We start from the raw sequence: 23,708 nt of genomic DNA on the forward strand, positions 1-23,708 counted from the left end.
CGGGGCCGGTCAGCCGCCCTTCGGGCCGTCCGGCCAGACCCCGATGTGGTCCTGTTCCAGCTCCAGCATCACCCGGTGCTCCATGCCCAGCGCCTCGGTGTAATCGGCGGGCAGTTGCAGCCGGCCGGCCCGGTCGAGCATCGCGTACTCGCGGGCGACCTGGGACTCCTGGCCGGTCGCCGCGTCGACCTCGGTGCGGCGCAGCACCTCGAAGGACGTGCGGCCGTCGCGGATCGCGACCGTACGCCGCACCTCACTGGCGACCGCCTGGTCGTGGGTGACGATCACGATCGTCGTGCCCAGTTCCTCGTTGGCGCGGCGGAACGCGGCGAAGACCTGCTCGCCGGTGGCCGAGTCGAGTTCGCCGGTCGGCTCGTCGGCGAGCAGCACCGAGGGGGAGTTGGCGAGCGAGACGGCGATGGCCACCCGCTGCTGCTGGCCGCCCGACATCTGCCGCGGGCGCCGGTCGCGGCAGTCCTCGACCTCCAGCATCTTCAGCAACGCCTCGGCGCGCGCGGTCCGTTCGCGGTTGCGTCCCCGGCCGCGCAGCTGCATGGGCAGGGTCACGTTCTGGATCGCCGTGAGATACGGCAGCAGGTTGCGGGCGGTCTGCTGCCAGACGAAGCCGACCACGTCCCGGCGGTAGCGGAGGCGCTCCTTCGGCCCCATGGACAGCAGGTCGCAGCCCGCCACCTTCGCCGCCCCGGCCGTGGGCTCGTCCAGGCCCGCCAGGATGTTCATCAGCGTGGACTTGCCGCTGCCGGACGCGCCGACCAGCGCCAGCAACTCACCCTCCTCCACCAGCAGATCGAGGCCCTGGAGGGCCTGCACCTCCACCCCGTCCGTGGTGAAGATGCGCACCAGCCGGTCACAGGCGATCAGCGCGTCGTGGCCGTAGGAGGGCCGGTCGCGCCGGGCGGCGGCCCGCTGTTCGAGCTCCGCCAGCGTGGAATCGGTCGACGGCGTCGTCATCGGGAGTCTCCTGCCCTGAGTTCGGTGATCGATCCGCGGCGGCCGGCCCACCACGCCTGCACCCCGGCCACCGCCCCGGTCAGCACGATGACGCCGAGCGCCGGAAGGGCCAGCGACCACGGATCGGTGCGCAGCGGCGCGGTGGCCAGCCGACCGGAGCCGGGGCCGGACGAGAGGGCCAGGCGTACGAGGTCGACCCCCGGGGCCAGCAGGGCGATGGTCGCCCAGCCGACGAGGAGCCCGCCGACCGCCGCGAGCAGCGCCTGCGGCAGGGCCTCGAAGCCCAGCAGCCGGCCGCCCTGCCGGGAGGTCAGGCCCATGGTGCGCAGCCGGGCCAGCAGCGTGGTGCGCTCCGGCGCGGTCCGGAGCAGCGACAGCAGGACGGCGAGCAGGGCGTATCCGGCGCCCGCGACGATCGCCGCCAGATAGATCCGCTCCGCCCCGGACTGCATTGGGGTGTCGACGTACGTGGCACGCTCCTCGGAGCGCAGCTGTACGGAGATCTTCTCGCCCGAGTGCCGGGCCGCCGCGCGCAGTTCCTTCGCGTCCAGCCCGGAACCGGTCAGCAGCAGAGCCGTGGTCTGCCGGTGGGTGAACGCGGCGGCGTCCACGACGATGAAGGAGCTGCCGTCCACGGCGGGCGTGCGGGTGACCGTGGCGGCGGCCCTCACCTTGAAGTTCCCGGCCAGCGCGCGCAGCCCGAGCGGCCGGTCGCCGAGGCGTTCGGCGACGGACGGCGAGACGAGGGCGGGCACGACCCGGTCCCCGTCCGGTGCCGCCCCCGCACCCTTCGCCCGCAGCCGGTCGGCGGGGAACGGGCCGAGCCCGGTGGAGCGGGCCAGCGCGGCGTACGTCGCCGGGTCGACGCCGATCAGGGTCGTCCCCTTGGCGTCCTGGGTGCCGTCGCCCGCGGCCGGCAGGGCCACCCCGAACTCGACCTGGACCCGGGCCGATCCGCGTACCCCCGCGGCCTTCTCCACCGCGCGGACCAGACCGGCCGACAGCGGCACGGAGTCGGCCTCGCCGGTGACCCGGGCGTCCGCGCCGGTGGCCAGGACGGCGGCGTCGTCGCGGGCGTCCGCGACCCCCGCGAGCACCGAACCGCCGAACGCGGCCGTGGTCAGCGCGACCAACAGCGCGAGCAGCGGCAGGGTGCCGGCGGCCGAGGTGCGGCCGGCCCGGGCCAGCGACAGGAAGCCGACCGCCCCGCGCAGCCGGGACACCGAGCGCAGGGCCAGGCGCAGCGGCAGCGGGTAGAGCCGGACCAGCACCACCGCCGCGATCAGCCCGACCAGCACCGGCGCGGCGCTCACCAGCAGGTCGGTGCCGCCCTCGGCGTCCGTGCCGCGTCGGCGCAGCGCGAAGACCGCGCCCGCGGCCAGCACGAGGAGGGTGAGTTCGGCGACGGTGCGCCGCCGGGACGGGCGGGCGGTCGCCAGGTCGTCCCGGCCGACGTGGGTCTGCGGGGTGCGGTGCTGGAGGGCGGTGCGCAGCGGGAGCGCGGCGCAGACCAGCACCACGACCGCCCCGGCGCCGACCGCGGCGGGCCACAGCCGGGCCTCGCCCACGGTGAGCACGGCGAGCAGCAGGCCCAGCGCCCCGGCGGGCACCGCGGTGACCGCGGTCTCGGCGAGGAGCCGGCCGCCGATGCCCCGCAGGGAGCCGCCCCGGGCCCGCAGCAGCGCGAGTTCGGCGTGTCTGCGGCTCGCCAGGAGCCCGCCCGTCATCAGGAGGACGACGACGGCGACCGCGCCGATGCCGACGGCGGCGACGGTGACGACCGGCTGGATCGCGGACCGCATCCCCTCGTACCCGGTCAGGATCTCGTCCAGGTCCGTCGCCATGCTCACCGTCGCACCGGCCACGTCGCGCATGGCCAGCAGCCCGGGACCGCCCTCCAGCGAGGCCACGGAGGTCCGCAGCTGCGGCACGTCCAGCGCGGTGAGGCCCGAGACGTCGGGCGCGATCCGCCAGTACAGCTCGGGCTGTCCGGCGGTGGCGAGCAGGGCGGGCGCGGCGTCCGGCGGCAGCAGCAGCGCGGCGATCCAGTAGTAGCGGGGCGTGTCCTTGGTGGGCTTGGCCACCAGCGAGGGCGTCCGCAGCAGCGGCTCGGACGACCAGTAGGAGCCCGCCGGGTTCTTCGGGGCGACGATGCCGGTGATCCGTACGGTCAGGGTGTCCTCGCCCCGGGTGGGGACGGCGATCGTCGCGCCGGTCTTGATCCGCAGCGCCTTCGCCGTCTCCTCGGTGACGGCGGCCTCGACCTCCCCGGTGGTCATCGACACCGTGCCGTGCGTGGCCGGCCAGCTGCCGGTGCGCAGGGTGGCGTGGGAGGACAGCCCGGACTGGGTGGCGTACGTCAGGGTCGGGTCCAGGCCGAACGGGCGCGGGAACCACGGCTCGCCGGCCGCGATCGGGGTCGAGGTGCGCACCCCGTACGCCGATTCGGCGGTGTCGGCGCGCAGCGGAGCGGGCAGCCGCTTCAGGACCTGGGCGTGGGCGGCTGCCATGGTGTCCTCGCGCACCGCGGCCTCGCGCGCCGCCGGGCGCAGTTCGAGGCCGGGCTGGGGGCCCTTCAGCTCCAGCACGCTGTGCACCGGGGTCGCCGTGCCGAGGTCGTGGCGCAGCCCCTTCGTCTCGTACGCGTCGACGGAGCGCGGGAAGGCGGCGGCGAGGAACGCGGTCACCAGCACCAGCAGCGCGAACGCGCAGGCGGCGCCGGGTGCCGTGCGCAGCCGGGTGCGCACCCAGGGGGCCGCGGCGCGGGGGGTTCGGGCACTCATGTCAGTTGTCCCCCTGGGTGCGCAGCGAGGTCGCGGGGTCGGCGCGGCGCAGGGCCAGGACGGCGACGATGACGAGGGGCAGGGCGGCGACTCCGGCCAGCAGCGCGGCGACCTGACCGGGCGGCAGCCGGACCAGGACCGGCGGCACCGGCTGGGCGGCCTGTCCGGTCAGCACGATCAACGGCACGACCGCCCGGGTCAGCAGGGCCCCGAGCAGCGCCCCCACCAGCAGCGCGATCGCGATCAGGACGCCCTGTTCGGCGGCGGTCATCCGGGCCAGCTGGCGGCGCGGGGTGCCCAGCGCCCGGAGCACGGCGAACTCGGCGGCGCGTTCCCGCTGCGAGCCGGCCGCGGCCACCGCGAAGCCGACCGCGGCCAGCGCGGCGGCGATCACCGCGACGGCGAGCAGCGCGGACTGCGGGCCCGCCCCCAGCGGGTCGGTGACCAGCTCGTCGGCGATCTCGTCGCGCACCTGGACCTGGACGGGGTCGGTGTCGGGCTGGGCGCGGAGCGCGGCGGCCACCTGCGCCGTGCGGCCGGGTTCGGTGCTCAGCCACCACTCGGTGGCGGTCAGCCGGGCGGTCGGGCGGGCGGCGAAGACCTCGGCGAGGGCGCGGAGGTCCAGCAGGAGCGCCCCGCCGTCCCTGGCCCGCTGGGACTCGGCCGACGCGGCGGAGGAGCCCGAGCCGGGGCCGGTGGTGGGCAGCCGGTGCACGGTCCGGGTGATCGTCACCCGGACCGTCTCGCCGGCCAGCGTCACGTCGATCGCCTGGCCCGGCTCTGCCCCGGTCGCCTTGAGGTACGCGTCCGTGGCGACGGCGTGCAGGGCCGGTGCCTCGGGGCGGGCGGCGGTGAGCCGGACGCCGATCGTGGGGATCGCGTACGCCGCGTCCTCGGGGGTGACCGATCCGGTGGAGTAGCCGACGGCGAGGGGGGCCGCGGCGGACGCGGTGGGGGTGAGCGGCACACCCGGCTTCGACTCCTCCACGAGGGAGTCCTCGGTCCGCTCGCCCTGCCAGCGGAAGCCGTCGGGGACCGGGACGGGGCGCTCGGTGCCGTCGGCGGTGGTGGTCCGCAGCGCGGTCACGGCCAGCCGGTGCGACTCCGCGCGGTCCACGGGCTGCTTGCCGGTCAGCTCGATCCCGGTGACGGCGAACCCGTCGGCGGGCGCCACGGCGACGGAGAGCGGGTGGGCCTTCCCGTCGGCCGGGACGGACCCGGCGACGACCTGGTAGGGCAGGCCGTAGCGGTCCTCCAGGAGGACGGAGACCCGGGCGGTCATGCCGGACGGCGAGACCTTTCCGGGGGCGCCGTCGGCGGATATCCGTACGTCGAAGTGGAGTTGGGTGCTGTGCTCCGGCAGCGGCAGTCCGGCGCGGGCGGCCTTCGGCGGGGTCAGCGTGTCGAAGAGCCCCGCGACCGGGCCGTTCCCGAGGTCGTCGCGCATCAGCATCCGCTCGTCGGCGTGCGCGGTGTCCAGGGCCAGGATCTCGGCGGTGCGCTCGCCGGAGAGGTCGACGGTCGTACGGAAGGCGGGCGCCGCCTCGCGGACGCCCGGCAGCTGCCCGTACGCGGGTGCCTTCGCCGGGTCCGCGCTGATGCCGGCGGTCATGCGCACCGAGGCACCGGCCCGGAAGTCGGCCTGGTCGCTCTGCGAGCGGTTCCACGACGCGCTCTGCCCGATCGCCAGCATGCCCATCGCCACCGCGAGGACCAGCAGCAGCACCGGCCCGGCCCCGCGCAGCGGCCGTCGGCTGAACTGCCAGCCCGCCAGCGCGGTCGCCAGCCCCCGCCCGCCGGACGCGCGCCGCTCCGCGAGCCTCGCGGCGGGCGGCAGCAGACGCAGCGTCAGTACGGTGCCGGCGAGCAGGGCCAGCGCGGGCGCGGCCACCAGCAGCGGGTCGACCCCGAGCCCGCCCGCCCGGTCCCCGCTGAGCGCGCCGCTCCCCGAACTCTTCGTCTGCCGGTCCAGCTGCCAGTACGCCACCGCCGCGACGAGCAGCAGCGCGAGGTCGGCGCCCGCCCGCACCGGGCCCGGCAGCGCGGCGGAACGCGTGGCGCGTCGGCCCGAACCGCCGGCGGTCAGGGCGGGCGCCACGACCGCGAGCGCGCAGGCCAGTGCGGTGACGGCGGCTACCAGCCAGACCTGGCCCGTGACGCCGGTGTCCAGTCGGAGCCCGATCCGGGAGAGCTCGCTGCGGTCCGCGAGGAGCCGGGTCAGCGGGCCGGAGAGCAGGGGCGCGACGACGGCCGCAGGGAGCGCGAGGAGCAGCGCCTCTACGGAGGCGAGCCCGGTGATCCGGGCCCGCGAACCCCCGCGCGCCCGCAGCAGTTCCGTCTCGCCCGCGCGCTCGCTGCTGAGCAGCCGGGCCACGAGGAGCAGGGCGTATCCGGCGAGCAGGACCAGCTGCACGGCCACGATGGTGAGCGTCGAGCGGGAGACCAGCAGGGCGCGGTCGATCTGTTCCAGGACGGTGGGCAGCGAGGTCCGCGCGGTGCCCCCGTCCTGGAACTCCGGGGCGGCCAGCAGCCTCTTCGGACCGGCGGTCGCCGCGTCGCGCAGCGCCGCCATCCGGTCCGTGGTGACCGGGCGGAAGTCGGCGGACGCCAGCCAGGACACCTCGCCCGGGCTGGTCCGGCCCGAGTCGAGCACGGCGGGGTCGGTGAGCAGGGGACCGTACGTGGTGAAGACGACCTTGCGGACGCCGCGCCCGCCGAGCGCGTCCAGCTGCCAGTACGGGTCGGCCTGGTCGGCGGCCTTGTAGAGCCCGGTGACCGTCACGTCCACCGGCTTGCCGCCCAGCCGGTCGGCGAGCCTCAGCCGGGCACCGGGCTTCAGCGACAGCGCCTCGGCGGCGGACGCGGGCAGGGCCACCTCGACGGGGGCGCCGCTCTTCCCCGCTCCGGCGGCGGGCATGCGTCCGGCGGTGAGGCGGACGCGGCTGCGGTCCAGCGAGGCGAAGTGCGTGAGGTCGGGGTCACCGCGCCGGGCGGCCGGGTCCTGGAGGCTGCGCGGCAGCGCGTACGGGCCGGACGCCTCCAGCTTCCGCACGGTCACCGGCAGCCCGCCGAAGGTCTCCCGGGCGGCCTTGCGCGCCGCCGCGTCGGCCGGTCGCCGCTCGTCCGGCTCCAACTGCGCGGAGACCACCAGCGAGGCGGGGACGGCGGAGCGGTGCGTGAGCGTGTGGCGCAGCGCGGCGTCGCCGACGGAACCGGAGAACGCGGTGAGCGCGGCCAGGACCGAGGTGGTCAGGAGCACGGCCAGCACGGCCGCCGCGAGGAGGAGCCGGTGCGCCCTCACCCGCAGAAAGACGAACCCCGTCACTTGCCCCCCAGTCACCACTCACCGCACGCGCGCCCCCCGGCGTTGTCTGGATGCTGTCAGACGGCCCGCGCCCGTGGAAACCGCTTACGGGTACAACTTGATGCATTCGTGACCGCTATCCGGCCACGGAGTACCGGATTCCGCACGGATGTGGGCGGTCCGTGACCGGCGGTCAGCCGTCGGTGTTCACCATCGAGGCGGCCGCGTAGGTGAGGTAGTCCCACAGCGTGCGCTCGTGCTCCGGGGCGAGGCCCAGCTCGTCCAGCGCGCCGCGCATGTGGTGCAGCCAGGCGTCGTGCGCGGCGCGGTCCACCCGGAACGGCGCGTGCCGCATCCGCAGCCGGGGGTGCCCGCGCCGGTCGCTGTAGGTGCGCGGCCCGCCCCAGTACTGCATGAGGAACAGCGCGAACCGCTCCTCGGCAGGACCGAGGTCCTCCTCCGGGTACATCGGCCGCAGCAGCGGGTCCTCGGCGACGCCCTGGTAGAAGCGGTGGACCAGGCGCCTGAAGGTCTCCTCGCCGCCGACCTGCTCGTAGAAGGTCAGCTCCTGCACCGTGTCGCGCGGAATCTCAGTCACCCGTCCATGGTCGCAGACGTGCGGCGCGGCGGGCCTGGCCCGGGGGATCTTCACCGGTTCCGGTCCTTTCCGCCTTGTCAGTTCGTTGTGCGAACTACTACGGTTCGCGTAACGAACGAAATAGCATCCATTCAATGACTGGGGTCGGCATGGCAAACGGAACAGGCAAGCGGACCGTCGTCGTCATCGGCGGCGGATACGGCGGTTCCGCCGTCGCGAAGGCGCTCGACGAGGAAACCGATGTGGTGCTGGTCGACCCGAAGGACGCATTCGTCCACGCGGCGGGCTCCCTGCGGGCGCTGGTCAGGCCCGACTGGGCGGAGAACATCTTCTTCCCGTACGACACCCTGCTGAAGCGCGGCACCGTCCGCCGCGAGCGGGCCGTCGCCGTGGACTCCGGCGGGGTCACCCTGGCCGGTGGCGAACGCGTCGCCGCCGACTACCTGGTGCTCGCCTCCGGGTCCGACTACCCCTTCCCGGCCAAGGCCGACACCGACCTGGCGGACGACGCGCTGGCCCGGATCAGGGAGGCGCACCAGGAGCTGGCCGGGGCCAAGCGGGTCCTGATCACCGGCGCCGGACCGGTCGGCCTCGAACTGTCCGGTGAGATCAAGGCGGTCTGGCCCGAGAAGCGCGTGGTGATCACCGACCCCGCCGACGAGCTGCTGCCGGGCTTCCTGCCCGAGGTCCGCGAGGAGCTGCTGCGCCAGCTGGACGCGCTCGGCGTGGAGCTGCGGCTCTCCACCGCGCTCACCGGCGAGCCGCCGGCCACCCCGGGGCGGCTCGACCCGTTCACGGTGACCACCGACGGCGGTGAGCACATCGCGGCCGACATCTGGTTCCGCTGCTACGGAGTGCGCTCCAACGGCGACTACCTCGCCGACGGCCGGGTCGCCGAGCGCGACGCGCAGGGCCGGGTGCCGGTGGACGAACGGCTCAACGTCGTGGGCCACGACCACATCTACGCACTCGGCGACCTCACCGACCTGGCCGAGGCCAAGATGGCCGGGTACGCGATGAAGCACGCCGAGGTGGTCGCGGCCAACATCCTCGCCCAGGTGCGCGGCGAGGAGCCGGCGGCCGTCTACCTGCCGTCCCCGGTGCGGTCCGCGCTGCTCCCGCTCGGGCCGGGCGGCGGGGTGGGGCAGGTGCCCTCGCCGGGCGGGCCGGTGCTGCTGCCGGCGGAGGAGGTCAGCGCGTACAAGGGCAAGGACCTGTTCACCGGGCGCTTCGCGGAGCTCTTCGGCATCGCGCGCTGATCCACCGGCGGCGGGGGCCTCAGCAGCCGGGGGTGGCCGCCGGGGCGTTCTCGCAGGACTCGCGGAAGACCATGGGCACCTTGTTCTCCAGCACCAGACGGCCCAGGAGCGCGGTCAGCTGCTCGCGGTCGGCCGTGTCGAGCCCTTCCGCCAGGGCCTCGACGCGCCGGCAGGTCTCCGCGTAGAACACCTCGGCGAGCTCGCTCCCGGCCTCGGTCGGGGCGACCCGCACCGCGCGCCCGTCCTCCGGGTCGGCCTCCCGGCGCACCAGGCCGCGCTGGACGCTCCGGTCCACCAGGCCGGTGAGGCTGGACTTCGCCAGACCCAGTACGGCGCCCAGCTCGCGCATGCCGTACGGCTTCACCATCAGCACGCAGAGCAGCTGGCCCTGCTGGGCGGTGATTCCGTGTTCGCGGCCGGAATCGGCGTACACGGCATTCACCAGGAATGCGGAGCGCACCAATGCGGTGGCGATCCCCATCTGCCCCTCGTCGGCCTTTCGCATGTGAACAGAATATGGCAGGCGCGAGCGGTACCGACCCGTCCGGACCGGACATTCGTAGGACGAACTACCGCAACGCGGAGCGGCCGGTGAGGGGGCGTCCCCCGCACCGGCCGCTCTTCCGTGCGCGGTCCGTCAGTCCCGGCGGACCGTGATCGTCGTCCACGCGCCGACGTGCACCTGGTCGCCGTCCTGGAGGGGGACGGGGACGTACGGCTGGATCGGCTCCTCGGAGCCGTTGACCGTCGTGCCGTTGGTGGAGTTCTGGTCGACCACGGCCCAGCTGCCGTCCGGCTGCTGCACCAGCACGGCGTGCTGGTGGGAGACGCCCGGGTCCTCCGGGGGCACCGACAGGTCGATGTCCGGGGACTCGCCCGTGCTGTGCCGACGGCGGCCGATCGTGATCTGCCCGCCGGTGAGCGCGAGCTGCTGCTCCGGGGAGTACGCGGGCAGGTTGAGCCCGGTCGCCTCGGGGCCGCTGCGCTGCATCATCGCCAGGAAGTACTCGCGGTCGGGCGCGATGAACGCGGTCCAGTTGTCGGACAGCGGCGGCCGGCCGGGACCGGGACCGTGCTGCGGACCGGGATCGCCGTGCTGCCCGGGGCCGGGGCCCTGGGGGCCGCGGTACTGCGGGCCGGGACCCTGCTGCCCCGGGAAGGACGGCTGCGGGCCCGGGCCCGGCGGGGGAGCGGGCTGCGAGGGCGGGGACAGCAGCCAGTCGTCGCCGTCGGAGCGCGGCGGGGCCTGCGGGGGCGCCGTCTGCTGCTGGAAGGCGGGCGGCGCGCCCTGCTGCTGGAACGGCGGCGGCGCACTCTGCGGGCCGCCCTGCGGACCCTGCTGGTACGGGGGCGGGGGCGGCGGCCCCTGTCGGCCCTGCGGACCGGGACCGGGGCCGGGGCCCTGCGGACCGGGGCCCTGCTGCCCGGGGCCGCCCTGGCCGAACGGCGGCGGGCCGCCCTGCGGGCCCTGGCCGCCTTGGCCGCCCTGGCCGAACGGCGGCTGCCCCTGGCCCTGGTGGCCGGACTGGCTCGGGCCCGTGGAGAGGGGCTCGGCGGACCGGTTCATCTGGGAGGGGCGGGAGCCCTGGTAGTCGAAGGGGTCGCGGGACTGCGGCGGGCCGGGCGGCTGCTGCTGCGCCGGGAAGCCCGGCGGCCGGTTCCCGGCCGGGCCGGGGTCGCCCGGGAGGTTGTGCCGGGGGCCAGCGGGGTGTAGGACGTCGCCGTGTTCGTGAGGAAGTTCCAGCGGCACTCCTCGCAGAACGGCGCCATCGCCTCACGCGGCGTGCGGCACTGCGGGCACAGCTCGGCCTGGGCGGTCGCGTCCGGGTCGTGCGGCCGGGGGTATCCGTAACCGTGTGCGGGCGGCGGGGGAGGCGGCGGGGGGACCGCACCCGCAGGCGCGCCCGCCCCGGTCATGCGGTGGCCGCAGACCTCGCACCAGTCCTCGGAACCCGACTGGTGTCCGTTCGGGCAGGTCGGCATGTCGGCGCTTCCCCCTCTCCTTCTCCGGCCCGCAGGCCGTCATGTGGCGTGCTCCGCCGCCCGGCGGACCTGAACCGGCGGGCGGCTGATCGTTGCGGATATGTGGTTATTTCTTGACGCGAACCGTCTTCGTGGAGCGCGTTTCGAGAGTCATCTCGTCCGCTTCCGCGACCTTCGCCTTCAGTCGCACAGTACCCGTCGCCGCATCGACGACGTCTACCACCTTCGAAAGCAGTTTCGCAGTGTCCTCGTTCCCGGAGGCCGACGCCAACTGCACCGCTCGGCCGAGTTTGGCGGTGGCGCCGTCGAAGTCTCCCGACTTGCGGGCATCGAGCCCCTGCTGGATGACTTGTGCCAGTTCGGCCTGGCCCGTGTAGTGCGCGACCTGCGGATTGATCGAGGTCGACGCCACCATGTCGTCCGTCCACACCGCCCGTACCAGCCCCTGCGAGAGCGTCTGCGGCGCCCCGCCCGACGGGTCGGGAAGGATCAGCGAGACCCGGGCGGCGAGCATCTCCTGCCCGATGCCGGCCTCCGGGACCCGGACGCATACGTGGTAGTCGCGGGACTCGTCGCCCCAGGAACCGGTCGGGTAGTCCCCGGCGCGGGGGCCCGCCTCGGTGCGGCGGCCGGTCAGGTCGGCGACCGTCGGCGCGACCTGCTTCACGAACTGGATCTCCACGCCGACCGGGGTCCAGAGCCGCAGCGCCACGTCCGCGACCTCCTTGCCCATGGCGTTCTCCATCATCCGCGTGAAGTCCGCCGCGAGCCCGGCCGGGTCGGCGACGATGTCGGCGGTGCCGAGGAGCGCCGAGGCGATCCCTGTGACTTCTTTCACCTCCCAGTCGGTGCCGACCCCGCGGGCGTCACAGGTGAACCGGCCCGCGCAGGCGTCGAGCGCCGCGCGCAGGTCCTCGGGCGACTCGTGCTCGTTGCGCCCGTCGGTGAGCAGGATGCCGTGCCGGATGTCCACGTCCGCCGCGCCGAGCAGCCGGTCCGCCAGCCGCAGCCAGGTCCCGATCGCCGTGCCGCCGCCCGCGCTCAGCCGGCGCAGGGCCTCCCGGGCCTCGGCCCGGGTCCGCGGATCGGCGACCGCGAGCCGGCCGTTGCCCGGGTAGACCTCCTTGGCCACGTGCGTCCCGGCGACGACGGCGAACGAGGTGCCGTCGCGCAGGGTGTCCACGGCCGCCGCCGTCGCGTCGCGGGCGTTGCGCATCTTGGTCGGCGGGTAGTCCATCGAACCCGAGCAGTCCACCATGATCACCACGGCGGCCCCGGCGGCCCGCCCCGGCAGCGGGACGCCCCCGGTGGTTCCGCCCCCGGTCGAGGTGACCGTGATGATGCCGTTGACCTCGCGGCCGCCCTCGGGCAGGAACTCGTTCTGGTACACCTCGACGGAGAACTGCGGCACGTTCGACTTGGAGAAGTTGGCCATCTGATCGGCTCCTTGAGGCTCCACGTCTCGGATGAAGCCAGAGGTACGGACAAGTCGTAGCGGGGTGAATGACCCGGTATCAGGCGGAGCCTGCCCCTTGCGGTGACACGGCGAACGGCAGCAGGGCCACTGTTACGTTGTCGTGGCCGCCGCCGTCCAGGGCGTGGCCGACCAGCACCTGGGCGCCGTGCAGCGGGCGGGCGTACGCGTCATCGGGCACCGCGGCGGCCATCTCGGCGGCGGACTCCGCGTAGTTCCACAGGCCGTCCGTGCAGACCACCACGACGCCCGGCCGGTCCGGCTTGAACGAGGCGGTGTGCGGCTCCAGTTCGTACGCGTCCGCGCCGAGCCAGCCCGTGATGGCGTGGGCGCGCTCGTCCGCGTACGCCTCCGCCTCGTTCATCAGGCCCGTCGCCACCATCTGCGCCGCCCACGAGTCGTCCTCGGTGAGCCGGGCGGGCGCGGTGGAGCGGTCCTCGGGCACCCAGTACACGCGGCTGTCGCCGACCCAGCCGACGACGAGCAGGCCGCTTGCCATGACCGCGCCGACCAGGGTGCACGCCGGGGCGTTCTGGTGGCGGTGCTGCTCGCGCTCCTGACCGGCCTGCTCGGCGAGCCGGTTGACCGACTCCGCGGCCGCCACGATCGCCTCGTGCATCGCCTGCTGCGGATGCGTGCCGCGCGGCAGCGACTCCAACAGGGAAGCGTTGGCCGCGCTCGCGGCAGCCGCCGACGCCTCGTCGGGCCGGCTGGCCGAGGACACCCCGTCGCAGACGATCGCCACGACGGCCGGGGAGCCGTCCGGCAGGGCCGTCGTGGACACCGCGAACGCGTCCTCGTTGCGGTGGTGGCGCAGTCCCCGGTCGCTCACCGCGGCGACCGAGCCGAGCTCCTGCTCCATGTGGTCGCGCTCGCGCGGCTGGGCGTGGCCGCAGTTCTCGCAGTAGCCGTCGCCGTCGACCCGCCCGGCCCGGCAGGCCACGCACACCTTGCCGCCGGCCGCAGGGGCCGGGGCGGGCGCGGGGGCCTGCGGGGGCTCCGGAACCGCCCGGGGGTCGGGCGCCGCGCCCGGGGCGGCCAGCTCGAAGTCGCCGGAGGCGCCCGGCCCGTCGTGACGGATCCCCGGGGCGGCCGCCGCTCCCGGCGTGCTGATGGCGACCGTCGGACGGTCGAGGGGCGGCTCGGGCACGGCCGACAGGTCGTACCCGCAGGCGCCGCAGAACAGGTCGCCCTGCTCCAGCGGCTCCTCGCAGCCGGGGCACCTCGGCAAGGCGGTCTCCTGGTGGTTCTGCGACATGTTCACACCCACGTTCGGGGGCGGAAGCGGTTGGCCCGCTCCACCAGTTCGATCCTCTCGGCCCCGGGCTCCGCGAGCCGGGCGAGCATCCGGTACGCACGCTCCAGGCCGAACCGCAGTCCGCGCTCGTCCAGCTCGCTGCCGAGCAGCGTCCCCGGGCCGTGCGGCCCGGCGTGCGCGGCCGACCGCGGTCCCGCGGGGCTACCGGAGAGTACCCAGTCCAGGGCCGTCCCCAGCACCTCGGTCGAGAGGCGCTCCCGCCGGACCGCGTCGAGACCCAGCCCCGAGAGGGCCGACACCTGGGCCGAAGCGGCCGTCAGGTCCGCCATCAGCGGTTCCTCCGGGGCCCGTTCACGCAGCCGGGCCCGGACGGCGGCGATCCGGGCCGCCGTGTAATGGATCGACGCCTCCGGCACCGACTCCAGGGTCCGGACGGCCGCACTCCGGTCACCGGCCGCGATCTGCACCCGGGCCAGACCGAAGGCCGCGCTCACGAAGCTCGGGTCGGTCAGCCACACCAGCCGGTAGTACTCGGCGGCGTTGTCCAGCTGCCCCAGCACCTCCGCGCAGATGCCGAGGGCCAGCTTCGGCGCGGGCTCCCCGGGGAACGCGTCGTACACCGCGTCGAACGACAGCGCGGCGTTCTCCTTGTCGCCGGTCACCAGCGAGGTGAGGCCCCGGTACCAGACGACGCGCCAGTCGTCCGCGTGCTGCCCCTCCAGCGCGGCGAGGGTCTTCGCGGCTGCGGCGACGTCGCCCATCTCCAGGTAGGCGCGCAGCTCGCGGAGGCGGGTCTCCAGGGACGCGGCCGGCACCGCCTGCAACGCGGCGATCAGCTCGGCGGGCGCCGAGGCCATCACCCCGGCCAGGAAGCCCGCGTTCGGGTCGTTCGCGTCCACCCGGGGCACGGGCAGCGCGAGCGAGGTCCCCCGCACGTCGAGCCCGGCCAGCCGGGGCACCCCGGAGCCCGACGGCACCGGAGCGGCACCGGGGGAGGGGACCGGGCTGCGCGGAGCGGGGACGCTCGCGGCGGGCGCGTACGGCAGGGGGCCCGGGCCGGTGCCCGCCCCGCCCGGCGTACGGACATGGGTGGCGGCCGAGGGCACCGGCGCGGCGCCCGTGGGCGAGGCGGGCGGCGGCCCGGCGGGCAGCGCCCCCGGTATGCCCCCGGGCGGGGTGGCGGCGGCGGGCGCGGGGGCGCCCGTCCCGTTCCTGCGGCGGCCGAAGCGGCCCCCGGACCCGGCGGCGGTCCGCGCGCCCAGGCGCGACACCTCGCCCGACCCGTCCGCGAACAGCTCCGTGTCGGTGACCCGCAGCTCCGCGCCGAACAGCGTGGACAGCGCCGGGCGCGGGCGCCCCGTCTGGAGCGAGACCACCTCGCGCAGCACGCCCGTCAGCTGCTCGGCCATCTCCGCCGCCGAGGCGAACCGGCGGGCCGGGTCGGGGTCGGTGGCGCGTACCAGGAGCCGGTAGAACGACTCGTAGCTCCGGAACACCTCGATGTTGTCCGGGTCCGGGAGCGAGTCCACGAAGACGTTCGTGTACCCCTGGAAGTCGAAGGTGAGCACCGCGAGCGTGCGGGCCACCGTGTACAGGTCGGAGGCGACCGACGGGCCCAGCTCCGCCACCTCGGGCGCCTGGTAGCCGACGGTGCCGTAGATCGCCGACTCCTCGTCGTCCATCCGGCGGACCGCGCCCATGTCGATCAGCTTCAGCTGGTCCTCGGTCTGGATCGCGTTGTCGACCTTGAAGTCGCAGTACAGCAGGTTGCGGCTGTGCAGATGGCCCAGCGCCTCCAGGGCCTCGATGCCGAAGGCGCACGCCTGCTCGACCGGCAGCGGATCGCGCTTCCCGGCCGGTGTGCGGCGCTCGTTGGCGATCTCCTTGAGCGACTTGCCGCCGACGTACTCCATGACGATGTAGCCGTCGAGCGAACCGGTCCGCTGGTCCAGGTGCTCCACGAAGTTGTAGATCCGGACGATGTTGGAGTGCTCGATCTCCGCGAGGAACCGCCGCTCCGAGATCGCCGCCGCCATCGCGTCCTGGTCACCCGTGTCGAGCAGGCCCTTGAGCACCACCCAGCGGTCCGAGACCGCCTTGTCCACCGCGAGGTAGACCCAGCCGAGCCCGCCGTGCGCCAGGCAGCCCGCGACCTCGTACTGCCCGTGGACGACGTCCCCCGCCTCCAGCTTCGGCACGAACGAGTACGGGTGGCCGCACTTGGTGCAGAACCCCTCGGTGCGGCCCGGCCGGTCGCCCCGGGCCCGGCCCACCGGAGCCCCGCAGTCGGAGCGCGAGCAGAACCGCTTGCGCTCGGGCACCTCCGGGTTCTCCATGACGGCCGTACGCGGATCGGGGCGCGGCACGTCCGGCACCTGCACCAGACCCGCGCCCAGCCGGTTGCGGCCCGAGGCGTTGGTCGACTTGGCGGAGGAGCGCACCGACACCGACTGCGCGCCGGTCCGGCCGGACAGCGACAGGGACCGCGAGAGCCGCCCCGAGACCGAGCGCCGCGAGGTCGACGAACGGGACGAGGACCGCGAGGACGCCTGTGAACTGCTGCGCGCCGAAGCACTGCTGGAGCCCCGGCCGCCGCCCGCGATCCCGGTGGGCGGAGAGCTGACCATCCCGTTCGGTGACACCACGGGCGCCAGACCGCAGGTGTCGCAGTACAGCTCACCGCCGCCCATGTCCTCGTAACTGCCCTCGCACGCGGGGCGCTGGCACTGCGTACTCATGTCCGTTCCCCCTCTTCGCCCCGCCGCCACGACGGATTGTCACCTCTGCCCAGCAGCTCCAGCGCCGCGTCCTGGTAGCGCTGCACCGCCTGCGCCGCCACCCGCAGATCGCACGGGGCGCTCCACAGCATCCGGCGCGCCGCGTCGTACCGCTCGATCAGGACCGGGTCCTCCGCGAGGCCGTTGCGGGCCACCTTCGCCTTGTACGCGTCGAGCCGGCCGCGCAGCTCCGCCCGGACGGCCAGCGGCGCGGTCACCGCCGTCAGCTGCTCGCGGGCCCGCAGCAACTCCTCCTCGGCCTCCCGCTCCAGGGTCTCCAGGAGCGGCGAGAGGCGGTGCCAGCGGGCGTGCCTGCGGTACTCCGAAGCGGCGGCCAGCCGCTCCTGGAGCGCGGTCGGCGGTCCGTTGACCACGGGCACCTCCGACGCGGCGATCTTGGCCAGCACCTCGCCGCGCGCCACCCGGGCCTCGGCCAGCGTGCGGTCGGCCCGGGACAGCACGTCGCGCAGGTGCACCAGCCGCTGTTCGGCGTCCTGCCGTACGGCGAGCACCGCCTCGACCTCGCGCCGCACCTCCTCCAGCGCCCGGGCCGCGCGGTCGTAGCGCGTCGTGTCGGGGCGGCCGCCGCCGGGCGCCGCGCTCCCGGGCCCCGGCAGCCAGAAGGCCAGCGGGTCGGAGATCACCTGCGCCCGCAGCGTGGCCAGCTCCGCGGTGATCGCCTCCAGCTCGTCGCCCGCCGGGTGCTCACCGGGCCGGACGCCCACCGAGTGCGCCAGCGAGTGGGTGCGGCGCAGTTCGGCGGCGAGGAGGTCTATGCGGGCGGGCATCGCGGACCACACGGTGTCCGAGGCCACCACCATGTCCAGGGCGCTCGCGTACAGGCCGTTCATCCGGGAGACCAGCTCCTCCAGCGTGAACCGCTCGGAGAGGCGGGCCGGGCCGGTGACCGACGGATCGTGCCCGGCGGCGCCGTGCGCCACGGTGACGCCCTCGCCGCGCAGCAGCTCGGTCAGGACCGTCAGGTCCTCGCGGTTGGGGTGGCGGCGCCGGGCCCGCACCTCGCGGGCCCGCTCCAGCACCCCCGTATACGCGTCGAAGTAGCTCCACAGCAGCGTGACCGACCGCTCGGTGACGGTCCACCGCTCCTTGGTGACACCGGACAGCTCGGCGCCCTCCAGGAGCCTGCGGCCCGCGTGGTCCTGGAGGGCGAGGAGCGAGGTCTCGATCGCCTCGTGCTCCGCGCCGAGCCGGGACAGCGCACGGTCGGCCTCGTCCCGGTCCATGACCGGACCGGGGGGCCGGGCCGCGTAGCTGGGGAAGGGGCCAGCGACGCCCATCGATCACCTCTCCGCTCTCCCCGCCGGGCCTGGGCCCCGCGGGATCAGTGCCGCCGCCCCCAGGGCGGGGCCGCCGCTAGTCCCGGTACTTCGGCTCCGGCGGGCCCTGGATCCCCGGCAGGCCCTCCTGGAGCCAGGCGCGGTACGACTTCATCCAGAGGCTGTCCGCGCCGCCCGCCCGGTAGTCGACCAGGACCTTGTTGACCCGGGACACCAGGTCGTCCGCGCCCTTCTTCGTGGCGACGCCGTAGTACTCCGTGGTGAACGGGTCGCCCTTGAGCTCGACCGCCGGGTCCTGGGCGGCCTGGCCCGCGGCCAGCGCGTTGTCCGTGACGACCGCGTCGACCTCGCCCAGCTGGAGCCGGACCAGGCAGTCCAGCTGGTTGGGGACGGTCAGCCGGTCCTCGTCGGCCGGTGTGCCGTCGTGCTCGTCCTTGAAGACCGAGCCGAACGACTCCTTCTTCAGCGCGTCGTACGCGGTGGATCCCTCGGCGGTGCAGATGCGCTTGCCGCGCAGCGTGGAGTTGAAACCGGTGATCGAGTGGTCCTCCTTCGCGGCGAGGACCTGCTGGCCGGCCTGGAAGTACGCCGTGGAGAACGAGACCTGCTCCAGCCGGGCGCAGTTGATCGTCATCGTCCGCACGACCACGTCGACCTTGTCGTTCTCCAGCGCGGCGATGCGCTGGTTGGTCGGGATGGCCCGGAAGATCACCTTGTCGCCGTCGCCGAGGATGTCCTTCGCGAGGGCCCGGACCAGGTCGATGTCGAAGCCTTCGAGATTCCCGGTCGCCGGATTGCGGAAGCCCCACTGGAAGCTGTTCTGGTCGACGCCCGCGATGAGCTTGCCGCGCTCCTTGATCTTGCGGACCGCGTCCCCGTCCGCCGCGCCCGGCCGCAGGCTCGCCTCCGGGTCCGTGCAGGCGTCGGCCTTCGCCTGGAGGGCGTGCGCCGCGCCCGGCCCCGTCACCTGGGGGCCGAAGACGTCGTCGCCCGGGTGGGAGAGGGGCAGCAGGGTCAGCGACGCGGTCAGCGCGCAGGCGGCGGCCATCGCGGTCACCCCGCCCCACCCGCGCAGCCGGCCGAGGCCCTTCGGGTTCTTCGCTGTCATCGCTCCCCCTGTCACCGGAACTCCGAGAGCCTGCGGTTGACCCCGACGATCGCCGCGACCGCGCCCAGCACGGCCAGGATCGCCGCGCCGACCGGCAGGCCGCCCAGGGCGCCGCGGCCGTCCCGCGCCGCCCGGGTGAAGTCGTCCTGCTCGTGCGCCAGGGCGTCGCGCAGCGCGTCGTCCACCTTCTTGAAGGACTCGCCCGTGGAGTTCTCCTGGCCGATGATCTGCTCCAGGGCCGATTCGTAGTCCCCGGCGTCGTCGGTGCTGCGGGCCGTACGGTGGCGGCCCTGCCACTCCTTGACCGCCTCGGCCGCCGCGGCGACCGGCTTGCCGCCCTCGCCGTCCCCGGTCTCGTCGGCCAGCTTCGCCGCCGTGGCCAGCTCCCCGCCGAGCGCCTTCATGCCCGCCGCGTAGTCGGTCTCGTACTTGTCGTTCTTGCCGTCCGCGGTGAGCACCGCGCCCCGGGCGACCACCGTCAGGTTCTCGTCGGCGCGCGCCTTCAGCGAGTCGATGCGGGCCCGGTTGAGCACGTCCATGGGGCGCTGCCCGTGCGAATCGGCCTCGGCCAGGCCGGACCTGGCCACCGTGTGCCCGACCGCGAGCCACAGCAGCAGCACCGTCGTCGCGGCCGTCGCGGCCAGCAGGCCGTGGTTGAACACCCGGTTCGTCCGGCGGTAGTTGCGGCGCTGCGCCCAGGCCAGCACGGCCAGCGCGACGATGCCGGTGCCGAGCGCGAACAACGGCCAGGACCGCGCGGAGCCCTGGTCGTCGCCGAGCCGGCCGGTCTCCGCCGCGTACAGCCGCTCGGCGGCCGGCAGCAGCTCGCCGGACATCGTCTGGTTCGCGTACCGCAGGTAGGCGCCGCCCAGCGGGAGGCCCTGGCGGTTGTTGGCGCGGGCGCGCTCGATCAGGCCCGTGTAGCGGGGCAGTCCCTCGTTGAGCGTGGTGATCTCGCGGCCGGACGCGGTGGCCGCGTCCGTGTTCGTCGCGGCCTTCACCAGCAGCCGGGACGCCTCCTCGATGTCCTTCACATACTGGTCGTGCACCGCGCGCGGCTCCTGCGGCCCGGCCAGGAAGCCGCTCGCCGCCGCCGCGTCCGCGTCCGCGAGCGAGCGGTAGATGCCCGCCGCGTCCGCGCTGAGCGGCTGGCTCCGCTTCACCACGTCGTCGGCGGAGGCGGCCCGGTCGTTGATCTCGACCGCCGTCACCGCCCCGAACGCGAGGACCAGCAGCGCCAGGACGGCCCCGATGACGCGCAGCCGGCCCGGCTCGGTGGTCGCGGCGGCACGCAGCCGTCCCGCGACGACGGCCAGGGTGCTCGGCTGCGGCGGCACGGACGCGGGCGCCGGTACGGGCGCGGGCGCGGCCTCCGGCGCGGGCGTCTGCCCCAGCGCGCGTTGCAGCGCCTCACGCGCACTCGGCGGGTGTGTCACTCGACCTCCCCCTCGGTCACTGACGGCGGCCCGCCCCCGGCCGATCGGGGGACTGGTGCCCGGCCAGAAGTATGGCCTCAGGTACCGGCAGCCACATCCAGAACGCCTGGATCGGGCACCGGACCACGCGGCGGCCGGCCGTGACCGGCCGCGGTCCACCGCATTCGATCAAGACCGGCGCCGTTGATCAAGGCGAACGGCACGATCCCCCGTCGGACCGTCCTCCCCATCAACAACACGACTGGGAAGCCCGATCGGTTCCCCCAGGGCAGAGGCGCCCCCAACCCGCAGGCTACGGGGCGCCTCTGACAGGCGGCCACTCAGGCGTACTGCGCGCGCAGCCTCGCGTGCACCTCGGGCACCGCGCCCGTGCGGTCCAGGCCCAGGAGGCCCGCGCCGAGGACCGGCGACTCCCGCACCACGCGCACCACGGCCTTCGGGGCCCGCGCCGCGAGGAGTTCGCGGATCCGGTCGTCCAACTGCGGATGGCAGGCCGCCAGAACGCTGCCGCCGAGCAGCACCGGCGCCTCCTCGTCCAGCAGCCCGAGGCGGTTCAGCGCGACCGAGGCCAGCGCCACGACCTCCTCGGCCAGCCGGTCCACCAGGGCCCGCGCCACCGGGTCGCCCGCCGCGCCCGTCGCGAAGAGCACCGGGGCCAGCTCGTGGCGGCGCTCCGGCGCGATGCGGCCCAGGTGCAGCGCCTCGATCAGCGCGTACATCGAGTCGAGCCCGAAGTGCGCGGGGAGCGTCCGGGCCAGCTCGGTGGGCTCGCCCCGGCCGTCCTCGGCGCGCGCGGCGAACCACAGCGCCTCCTCGGACAGGCCCGAACCGCCGCCCCAGTCACCGGAGATCCGCCCGATCGCCGGGAAGCGCGCGGTGCGCCCGTCCGGGACCATGCCGACGCAGTTGATGCCCGCGCCGCACACCACGGCCACGCCGCGCGGCTCGTCCACCCCGGCCCGCAGGATCGCGAAGGTGTCGTTGCGCACCTCGACGGTCCGGCCCCAGCCGCGCCCGGCCAGCGCCGCCGTCAGCTGCTCCTCCTCGACCGGCAGGTCCGCGTTGGCCAGGCAGGCGGAGACATGGGCGACCTGCCCGGCGTCCGCCCTGGCCTCGGTGAACGCCCGCTCCACCGCCGCGCCGAGCACGTCGACGGCCGTCTCCACACCGGCCAGGGGCGGCTGGAACCCGCCGCCCCTGGCCGTGGACAGCACCGTGCCGTCCGCACCGATGAGGGCCACATCGGTCTTGCTGTTCCCCGCGTCGATCGCGAGGACGGAACCGTTCACGCCCACGCGAGGTGCTCCCGGTTGTGCGCGATCAGCTTGTCGGTCAGCGCCTCGGCGTACGCGAACTGGCCGATCAGGGGGTGCGCGAGCAGCGCCTTGAACACCCGGTCCCGGCCGCCGCGCAGCGCGGCCTCCAGCGCCAGGTCCTCGTACGCCGTGACGTTGGCGATGAGCCCCGCGTACAGCGGGTCCAGGGCGGGCACGGCGAGCGGGGTCGCGCCCGAGCCGTCGACCTTCGCCTGCACCTCGATCACTGCGTCGTCCGGCAGGAAGGGCAGGGTGCCGTTGTTGTACGTGTTGACCACCTGGTGCGCCGAGTCGCCGCCGCCCAGGAGGGCCGCCGCCAGGTCCACGGCCGCCTCCGAATAGAAGGCGCCGCCGCGCTTGGCGAGCAGCGCGGGCTTCTCGTCCAGGGCCGGGTCGCCGTACATCGCCAGCAGCTCCTTCTCCATGGCGGCGACCTCGGCGGCCCGGGAGGGCTTGGTGCCGAGCTCGCGGACGACCTCGTCGTGCGCGTAGAAGTACCGCAGGTAGTACGAGGGGACGACGCCGAGCCGGTCCACGACCGCGCGCGGCATGTGCAGGTCGTCCGCGATGGCGTCGCCGTGCTCGGCGATCAGGCGCGGCAGCACGTTCTCGCCCTGCGGGCCGCCGAGGCGCACGCCCAGCTCCCAGGTGAGGTGGTTCAGCCCGACGTGGTCGAGGTGCACCTCGCCGGGGGCCACGTCCAGCAGCCGGGCGAACTTGCGCTGGAAGCCGATGGCCACGTTGCACAGGCCGACGGCCTTGTGCCCGGCCTGGAGCAGGGCGCGGGTGACGATGCCGACCGGGTTGGTGAAGTCGATGATCCAGGCGTCCGGGTTGGTGCGCCGGACCCGCTCCGCGATGTCCAGGACGACCGGGACGGTGCGCAGGGCCTTGGCGAGGCCGCCGGCGCCGGTGGTCTCCTGGCCGACGCAGCCGCACTCCAGGGGCCAGGTCTCGTCCTGGTTGCGGGCGGCCTGGCCGCCGACGCGCAGCTGGAGCAGGACGGCGTCCGCCCCGGCGACGCCCGCGTCGACGTCCGAGGTGGTGACGATGCGGCCCGGGTGGCCCTGCTTGGCGAAGATCCGCCGGGCGAGGCCGCCCACGAGGTCGAGCCGGTCGGCGGCCGGGTCGACGAGGACCAGCTCCTCGACCGGCAGCGTGTCACGCAGCCGGGCGAATCCGTCGATCAGTTCGGGGGTGTAGGTGGACCCGCCACCCACTACAGCGAGCTTCATGGTTCAGCCCTTTACTCCGGTCAGTGTGACGCCCTCGACAAAAGCCTTCTGTGCGAAGAAGAAGACGACGATCACGGGGGCCATGACCAGAACGGTCGCGGCCATGGTCAGGTTCCAGTCGGTGTGGTGCGCGCCCTTGAAGGACTCGAGGCCGTAACTCAGCGTCCAGGCCCCCGGGTTCTCGGAGGCGTAGATCTGCGGGCCGAAGTAGTCGTTCCAGGCGTAGAAGAACTGGAAGAGGGCGACGGCGGCGATCCCCGGCCTGGCCATCGGCACCACCACGCGCAGCAGGGCGCGCAGTTCGCCGCAGCCGTCGACCTTCGCCGCGTCGAGGTACTCGTCGGGGATGGTCAGCAGGAACTGCCGCAGCAGGAAGATGGAGAACGCGTCGCCGAAGGCCATCGGGATGATCAGCGGCCACAGCGTGCCGGACAGGTCCAGCTGCTTGGCCCAGAACAGGTACATCGGGATGACCACGACCTGCGGCGGCAGCATCATCATCGAGATGACGAGCATCAGCGACAGATGCCGGCCGCGGAAGCGGAACTTGGCGAGCGCGTACGCCACGGGCAGCGAGGACACCACCGTGAGGACGGTGCCCAGACCCGCGTAGAGGAGGGTGTTCCGCCACCAGGTCAGGAAGCCCGGGGTGTCGAACACCCGCTGGTAGTTGGCCCACTCGAAGGGGTGCGGCCACAGGTCCCGGGTGAGGGCCTGCTGGTCGCTCATCAGCGAGGTGAGCACGAGGAAGACGAACGGCAGCACGAAGAAGAGCGCGGCGGCCACGCCGAGCGCGTGCACGGCGATCCAGTTCAGCAGCGCCTTGCGGCGCGCGACGCGCTGGGCCGGGGTGACGGGGTCGGTCACCGGTCCGGCGGTCTTCGGGGGGTCGAGCACCTGCGCCATG

At 74.6% G+C, this 23,708-nt stretch carries 16 protein-coding genes and 1 pseudogene; 2 read left to right on the forward strand and 15 right to left on the reverse strand.

All coding sequences use genetic code 11. From position 1 onward, the window contains the following. Positions 1–9: 9 nt before the first annotated feature. The 4 genes from NEH16_RS21095 to NEH16_RS21110 all read right to left on the reverse strand — a co-directional run bounded on the left by NEH16_RS21095 (position 10) and on the right by NEH16_RS21110 (position 7,657). Positions 10–972 (reverse strand): ABC transporter ATP-binding protein, encoded by a 963-nt coding sequence (locus NEH16_RS21095; RefSeq protein WP_265544343.1) that lies wholly within the window; start codon positions 970–972, stop codon positions 10–12. Then, positions 969–3,755 carry an FtsX-like permease family protein gene (locus NEH16_RS21100; protein ID WP_265544345.1) on the reverse strand — a complete coding sequence of 929 codons (2,787 nt, stop codon included), beginning with the start codon at positions 3,753–3,755 and terminating at the stop codon, positions 969–971. Before NEH16_RS21100 ends, NEH16_RS21095 begins: the two co-directional genes overlap by 4 nt. Before the next feature lies 1 nt (position 3,756). Continuing rightward, complete coding sequence (locus NEH16_RS21105; protein WP_265544347.1) at positions 3,757–7,080, reverse strand: FtsX-like permease family protein; 3,324 nt, start codon at positions 7,078–7,080, stop codon at positions 3,757–3,759. A gap of 172 nt (positions 7,081–7,252) precedes the next feature. Further along, positions 7,253–7,657 (reverse strand): globin, encoded by a 405-nt coding sequence (locus NEH16_RS21110; RefSeq protein WP_265544349.1) that lies wholly within the window; start codon positions 7,655–7,657, stop codon positions 7,253–7,255. A 149-nt stretch (positions 7,658–7,806) separates the two neighbouring features. On the opposite strand from NEH16_RS21110, the gene NEH16_RS21115 reads away from it, so the two are divergent. Next, a complete protein-coding gene (locus NEH16_RS21115; protein WP_265544351.1) occupies positions 7,807–8,916 on the forward strand; it encodes an NAD(P)/FAD-dependent oxidoreductase in 1,110 nt (369 codons plus the stop codon). A gap of 19 nt (positions 8,917–8,935) precedes the next feature. Here NEH16_RS21115 and NEH16_RS21120 read toward each other — a convergent pair whose 3' ends face one another. From NEH16_RS21120 to NEH16_RS21140, 5 genes and pseudogenes are all read right to left on the reverse strand, one after another. Continuing rightward, positions 8,936–9,397 carry a MarR family winged helix-turn-helix transcriptional regulator gene (locus NEH16_RS21120; protein WP_265547293.1) on the reverse strand — a complete coding sequence of 154 codons (462 nt, stop codon included), beginning with the start codon at positions 9,395–9,397 and terminating at the stop codon, positions 8,936–8,938. Between the two features lie 156 nt (positions 9,398–9,553). Then, positions 9,554–10,899, reverse strand: a pseudogene (locus NEH16_RS21125) (FHA domain-containing protein). 106 nt (positions 10,900–11,005) lie between these two features. Then, positions 11,006–12,334 carry a vWA domain-containing protein gene (locus NEH16_RS21130; RefSeq protein ID WP_073965159.1) on the reverse strand — a complete coding sequence of 443 codons (1,329 nt, stop codon included), beginning with the start codon at positions 12,332–12,334 and terminating at the stop codon, positions 11,006–11,008. Between the two features lie 79 nt (positions 12,335–12,413). After that, complete coding sequence (locus tag NEH16_RS21135; protein WP_430523780.1) at positions 12,414–13,637, reverse strand: PP2C family protein-serine/threonine phosphatase; 1,224 nt, start codon at positions 13,635–13,637, stop codon at positions 12,414–12,416. Then, on the reverse strand, positions 13,634–16,072 hold the full coding sequence (locus NEH16_RS21140; protein WP_430523760.1) for a tetratricopeptide repeat protein: 2,439 nt from the start codon (positions 16,070–16,072) through the stop codon (positions 13,634–13,636). The genes NEH16_RS21135 and NEH16_RS21140 overlap by 4 nt, the downstream gene beginning before the upstream one ends. On the opposite strand from NEH16_RS21140, the gene NEH16_RS33940 reads away from it, so the two are divergent. Next, a complete protein-coding gene (locus NEH16_RS33940; RefSeq protein ID WP_430523761.1) occupies positions 16,056–16,331 on the forward strand; it encodes a hypothetical protein in 276 nt (91 codons plus the stop codon). The two genes, NEH16_RS21140 and NEH16_RS33940, sit on opposite strands and share 17 nt — an antisense overlap. 34 nt (positions 16,332–16,365) lie before the next feature. On the opposite strand, the gene NEH16_RS21145 is transcribed toward NEH16_RS33940, so the two are convergent. From NEH16_RS21145 to NEH16_RS21170, 6 genes are all read right to left on the reverse strand, one after another. After that, complete coding sequence (locus NEH16_RS21145; RefSeq protein WP_265544355.1) at positions 16,366–17,706, reverse strand: hypothetical protein; 1,341 nt, start codon at positions 17,704–17,706, stop codon at positions 16,366–16,368. Between the two features lie 76 nt (positions 17,707–17,782). Next, positions 17,783–18,814, reverse strand: a complete 1,032-nt coding sequence (locus NEH16_RS21150) for a glutamate ABC transporter substrate-binding protein (RefSeq protein WP_265544356.1) — start codon at positions 18,812–18,814, stop codon at positions 17,783–17,785. Positions 18,815–18,825: 11 nt separating this feature from the next. Continuing rightward, a complete protein-coding gene (locus tag NEH16_RS21155; RefSeq protein ID WP_374215613.1) occupies positions 18,826–20,250 on the reverse strand; it encodes a hypothetical protein in 1,425 nt (474 codons plus the stop codon). 320 nt (positions 20,251–20,570) lie between these two features. After that, positions 20,571–21,545: an N-acetylglucosamine kinase gene (locus tag NEH16_RS21160; RefSeq protein ID WP_265544357.1), complete on the reverse strand. Its 975-nt coding sequence runs from the start codon at positions 21,543–21,545 to the stop codon at positions 20,571–20,573. After that, on the reverse strand, positions 21,536–22,801 hold the full coding sequence (locus NEH16_RS21165; RefSeq protein WP_265544359.1) for a 6-phospho-beta-glucosidase: 1,266 nt from the start codon (positions 22,799–22,801) through the stop codon (positions 21,536–21,538). The genes NEH16_RS21160 and NEH16_RS21165 overlap by 10 nt, the downstream gene beginning before the upstream one ends. 3 nt (positions 22,802–22,804) lie before the next feature. Next, positions 22,805–23,707 (reverse strand): carbohydrate ABC transporter permease, encoded by a 903-nt coding sequence (locus NEH16_RS21170; protein ID WP_073965166.1) that lies wholly within the window; start codon positions 23,705–23,707, stop codon positions 22,805–22,807. Position 23,708 lies beyond the last annotated feature (1 nt).

Source organism: Streptomyces drozdowiczii (genome assembly GCF_026167665.1).
Classification (GTDB): Bacteria; Actinomycetota; Actinomycetes; order Streptomycetales; family Streptomycetaceae; genus Streptomyces; species Streptomyces drozdowiczii_A.

What these genes read in the sequence shown, in the direction of transcription:
- NEH16_RS21095 (WP_265544343.1), bottom strand. Translation starts at nt 972, where the DNA reads ATGACGACGCCGTCGACCGATTCCACGCTGGCGGAGCTCGAACAGCGG.
- NEH16_RS21100 (WP_265544345.1), bottom strand. Translation starts at nt 3,755, where the DNA reads ATGAGTGCCCGAACCCCCCGCGCCGCGGCCCCCTGGGTGCGCACCCGG.
- NEH16_RS21115 (WP_265544351.1), top strand. Translation starts at nt 7,807, where the DNA reads ATGGCAAACGGAACAGGCAAGCGGACCGTCGTCGTCATCGGCGGCGGA.
- NEH16_RS21120 (WP_265547293.1), bottom strand. Translation starts at nt 9,397, where the DNA reads ATGGGGATCGCCACCGCATTGGTGCGCTCCGCATTCCTGGTGAATGCC.
- NEH16_RS21130 (WP_073965159.1), bottom strand. Translation starts at nt 12,334, where the DNA reads ATGGCCAACTTCTCCAAGTCGAACGTGCCGCAGTTCTCCGTCGAGGTG.
- NEH16_RS21145 (WP_265544355.1), bottom strand. Translation starts at nt 17,706, where the DNA reads ATGGGCGTCGCTGGCCCCTTCCCCAGCTACGCGGCCCGGCCCCCCGGT.
- NEH16_RS21150 (WP_265544356.1), bottom strand. Translation starts at nt 18,814, where the DNA reads ATGACAGCGAAGAACCCGAAGGGCCTCGGCCGGCTGCGCGGGTGGGGC.
- NEH16_RS21165 (WP_265544359.1), bottom strand. Translation starts at nt 22,801, where the DNA reads ATGAAGCTCGCTGTAGTGGGTGGCGGGTCCACCTACACCCCCGAACTG.
- NEH16_RS21170 (WP_073965166.1), bottom strand. Translation starts at nt 23,707, where the DNA reads ATGGCGCAGGTGCTCGACCCCCCGAAGACCGCCGGACCGGTGACCGAC.